This is a genomic window from Aquicoccus porphyridii (genome assembly GCF_008369105.1).
GTDB lineage: Bacteria > Pseudomonadota > Alphaproteobacteria > Rhodobacterales > Rhodobacteraceae > Aquicoccus > Aquicoccus porphyridii.
In genome coordinates, this window is the sequence record NZ_VINQ01000125.1 from 1 (window position 1) to 456 (window position 456).

At 64.7% G+C, this 456-nt stretch carries 1 protein-coding gene; it reads left to right on the forward strand.

From position 1 onward, the window contains the following. Positions 1-182: 182 nt before the first annotated feature. Positions 183-456, forward strand: a 274-nt coding sequence (locus tag FLO80_RS23865) for an FAD-dependent oxidoreductase (RefSeq protein WP_139148403.1), incomplete at its 3' end; no start/stop codon positions are given.

Sequence of the window (456 nt, forward strand, 5' to 3'; positions counted from 1 at the left end):
TCTTCAGGCATCCTGCTTTGGAACCGATGCGTCTAAGAAAGTTCCAGCACTACATCGCCCCGCTCTGATGACGCCTGCCGATGACAGGCCCGCAGCTCATCCGCCGGACCGGCAGCGGGGGTGCGCTATTGTGCCGCCAGGCCCTTCTATATACTAGGGCTCCACCACGGGGAAATGCGGGCATGAGCCAACATTATCAACACGATGTACTGGTCATCGGCAGCGGCGCCGCCGGCCTGAGTCTGGCCTTGACCCTTCCGGAACACCTGCGCATCGCCGTCCTCAGCAAGGGCGAACTGTCGCAGGGCTCTACCTACTGGGCCCAGGGCGGCGTGGCCGCCGTGCTGGACGATACCGACACCGTGGAATCCCACGTCGAGGACACCCTGGTCGCCGGTGGCGGCCTGTGCCGCGAGGATGCGGTGCGCTTCACCGTGGAGCATAGCCGCGAAGCGA